Below are 3,170 nucleotides of genomic sequence, written 5' to 3' on the forward strand. Positions count from 1 at the left end.
CTTAAAGGAGTCCGCTGGCTTTCACTGCGGAGGCAAGTCAGGCCGCCACCGCCGTACCCAGCTCGAAACGCAGCGACGTTCCCAGCGCAGCACTGGCACGCGCCAGCGTTGCCAGGGTGACGCTTGTGTCCTTCTCGTCCAACAAGCGGTTCACGACCATGCGACTCGTATGCATGCGCGCGGCCATCTCAGTCTTGGTGACCTTTTGAGCCTTCATGGACTGCGCAATCTGCCAGGCGATGACCCGCTTCACAGCAGCGGCCATGGCCTCTTCTCGCAAACCATCCTCGTCGAGAAAGTCATCAAAATCGGTGCCGATGTGCTTGTTCATCATGAGCTCCTACAGCTTCTTTAGGCGATTTCGGGCGGTCTTCAACTCGTTGTCCGGCGTCTTCTGAGATTTCTTCACAAAGCCGTGTAGCAGCACCATCTGCCCGCCCTTCGCGGAGAACAGCACGCGCGCAATGCCGTCGGCAATATCGCAGCGCACTTCCCATAACCCCGGCTCCATCTTGCGCACCAGCGGCATGCCCAAGGGCCACCCGTATTGGACAGTCTTGATGTCGATGCCGATGGTCTTTCGATCTTCCACCGTCAACTCGCGCAACCACTCCCGCACAGGTTCGGTGCCGGCCTCGGTGCGAAAAAAGACAACCGAGAGTATTGGCTCGTCCATGCGGCAATGGTATCAAAATAAATACGCTCTTGTGCGAGCAGAGCTGGGGCCAATCACAATGCACAGCGAAATACCCCGAGTGTCTGCTCTGCTCGACCCGCCCTTCTGGCACAGGCCATCACCGCTCGAATGTGCTTGCGGCATCGCTCAGCAACAATGTGAAAACGCATCACCAGCAAATCAAGAATCGCCCGCCCGCGCACCAACTGTTGTTCGACTCCGAAGTGCGCAAGCCAGTGCACGACTGCGGTCGGTGGGTGCAGGCTGGGGACAATGAGCGACTGCGGGTGTGTCATGCCCTGCCACCGCATCGCCGCCATCATCCATGCCACGACGGCGGCGTCGCTGGCACAAGCGGCCACGGTGCCACTGGCTGGCTCAAAGCTGTGGCTGATGCGCAGAATCGCCGCAGTCGCACGAGCGCCGATGGAGCGGCGGGCGCGCCGCAGCAACGCCTTGATCAGCACCTCGCAATCAAACAGCAGGTCGCGCGTCGTGTGCTCAACTGGCGAACCATAGGGGGGCAACCTGCGCGCATCAGCACCCAGGATTAAACGGCCAATCAAGATGCTGTGCCGACTTGGATAGCTTTGCGTACGCGGCTCTGTGGCTGGCGCACGTCGCCGTGGCCGCCTCAGCGGTGTGACCTCTGCCTGCACGTCCCACGACCATTCGATTGGTGGCACGAGGATGGGCAGAACCATGGTTTCACCTACCCACTTTGGGTGCTCTCGCGCACCGTCTGTCGCGAGGCCACATAGCCGGAATCACGAACGGCGCGCTCCCAGTGCCCCTCCGTCGGCTCAAAGCCCAGCGTGTCCCACAGGGGGCCGTTAAGCAGAACCGTCTCCACAGCACGCGTGAAGTAGTCCATAGGAACCTCAACAGCCCCGGGCAGCTGAGAGCGTGCATGGGCGTGGACAAATGCTGCCCACAAGCCATGAGCGTGTTGCGCCAGCCGCATGCCTGCGCCATAGGCTTGCGGGTAGAAAAACTCGGCAAAAGTCGCACCCCCATCCTCCGGGTAGCGGCTGATGTCGTAGCTGGCCAGGCAGGTCGCCGCGTCTTCGGCTCGCGCGATGCCGCGAAATTGGAGCTGCTCGATCATGAAACGAGCGACGATCTGCTCGTCACCGGAGAGCTGGTATTGGGCTTTCTGTGCCAGCAGCTGCGGCTGACCGACCAGGAACGTGATGAGGTGGATACCGTGGCGGGCCAACTGGTCGTGGACGTCGCGCAGCCATTCGAGTCCATGTTTTGAGAGACGCTGCGCCTCATCGCACATCAACACAACAATGTGACCCGCGTGCACCTGAGCCTGCTCGGTGATTCGGCACAGCAGCGCAAATCGTTTGTCGGAAATCGACTTCGGTAGTGGCTGGCGGACTCCCGCTGCTGACAGCAAACTGTTGAAAAAGGGGCCTTCGAAATCCGAACGGTGGTGCTCACACGAGAGACGCAAAACCACGATGTCCGGCCGGTGCTTGGCCAGGTGAAGGGTCAGATAGTCGATGGCCTGGGTCTTCCCGATCCGAGGCCTCGCATACACCAGTGCACCGGGGATCAGCACGCGGACGCAGTGCTCAACCAGATCGACGAAGGATTCGATGGCTGCCGTGGCAACCCGATAGTGGCGCCGCGCCAGCGGATGGGTCTGGAGTGAGAGGCTGCCACCGGTCTTGGCGGGCAGCACAGTTGTTCGCGCCCGTGCCGTGTCGGCAGGTGCAGGTGATGGGTTCGATGCCATGGTGGCTCCTACTCAGTACACCTGCCCGGGCTCGATCCGAAGTTTTCTGGGCTTCACGGGGCAGATGGGCAGTTGAGCGGCCAGTACTTCCGGCAGGCTGTTGCCGATTGAGGTGGAATCCGATACAGGATCATGGGTGGGGGCGATTTTGATCTGACGCGCGCGCTCGTGCTGCACACGTGCAACGTCATTGGCGGCCCGCTTGCGCTTGGTGGCCTCGCGTTTGCGCAGATGGAGAAACGCCTCGATCGGGTCCTCTCCCATCGCGAAATTCAGCTCACGCTGACGCTTGGCCTTGTAAAAGGCCTGCCGCAACCACTGTGAATGGCGTTCGGTGCGCCAGGCACCGCTGGCCAACAGCGGCTCGAGAATTTCGCCGTCTGCGGTCGTGGCCAGCACGGTGCGCAGTTCGGTCGGGTCAACGTGGACACGCAGGTGCTCGCCAAGCAAGCTGGGCCGGCGAGTGAGTTGGTCGCTGGTGTAGCGCACGTGCAGGTAGCTGATGTGCGCCCGCTCGCCGCGAGCCAGGTTGCCGCGCACTCGGAACAGCAGTGGGTCGTGCAGCAGCTGCGGGTGCTTTCGCAATGTAGGGTGCAGCCTTCGAAGTGAGATCGGCTCAGTGCGAATGCCCGCCAATTGCTGGTGCATTGCCTCCAATGGCGTGAGTCCACCCAATCCCGCGTGAGGCGTGCCGTGGTAGTTCCAGATCGTCATCGCGAGCAATTCCTCGAGCTCCTGGGCAGTGAC

Annotated in this window: 4 protein-coding genes and 1 pseudogene; all 5 read right to left on the minus strand. The window is 61.6% G+C overall.

Annotated elements, in window-relative coordinates; translation table 11 throughout:
• Positions 1-37: 37 nt before the first annotated feature.
• Positions 38-331, minus strand: coding sequence for an XRE family transcriptional regulator (locus ACK59X_RS09450; protein ID WP_028604884.1), 294 nt, complete (start codon positions 329-331; stop codon positions 38-40).
• Positions 332-340: 9 nt separating this feature from the next.
• Positions 341-676: a type II toxin-antitoxin system RelE/ParE family toxin gene (locus ACK59X_RS09455; RefSeq protein WP_409956792.1), complete on the minus strand. Its 336-nt coding sequence runs from the start codon at positions 674-676 to the stop codon at positions 341-343.
• A 53-nt stretch (positions 677-729) separates the two neighbouring features.
• Entirely contained in the window at positions 730-1,380 is a 651-nt protein-coding gene (locus ACK59X_RS09460) for a hypothetical protein (RefSeq protein WP_409956794.1), read from the minus strand.
• Positions 1,381-1,388: 8 nt separating this feature from the next.
• Positions 1,389-2,423, minus strand: a complete 1,035-nt coding sequence (locus ACK59X_RS09465; protein ID WP_382227605.1) for an AAA family ATPase — start codon at positions 2,421-2,423, stop codon at positions 1,389-1,391.
• Positions 2,424-2,435: 12 nt separating this feature from the next.
• Positions 2,436-3,170 (minus strand): annotated as a pseudogene (locus ACK59X_RS09470) (hypothetical protein); the annotation flags it as partial.

Source organism: Acidovorax sp., assembly GCF_046339755.1.
Lineage (GTDB): Bacteria > Pseudomonadota > Gammaproteobacteria > Burkholderiales > Burkholderiaceae_C > Acidovorax.

What these genes read in the sequence shown, in the direction of transcription:
- ACK59X_RS09450 (WP_028604884.1), bottom strand. Translation starts at nt 331, where the DNA reads ATGAACAAGCACATCGGCACCGATTTTGATGACTTTCTCGACGAGGAT.
- ACK59X_RS09455 (WP_409956792.1), bottom strand. Translation starts at nt 676, where the DNA reads ATGGACGAGCCAATACTCTCGGTTGTCTTTTTTCGCACCGAGGCCGGC.
- ACK59X_RS09460 (WP_409956794.1), bottom strand. Translation starts at nt 1,380, where the DNA reads ATGGTTCTGCCCATCCTCGTGCCACCAATCGAATGGTCGTGGGACGTG.
- ACK59X_RS09465 (WP_382227605.1), bottom strand. Translation starts at nt 2,423, where the DNA reads ATGGCATCGAACCCATCACCTGCACCTGCCGACACGGCACGGGCGCGA.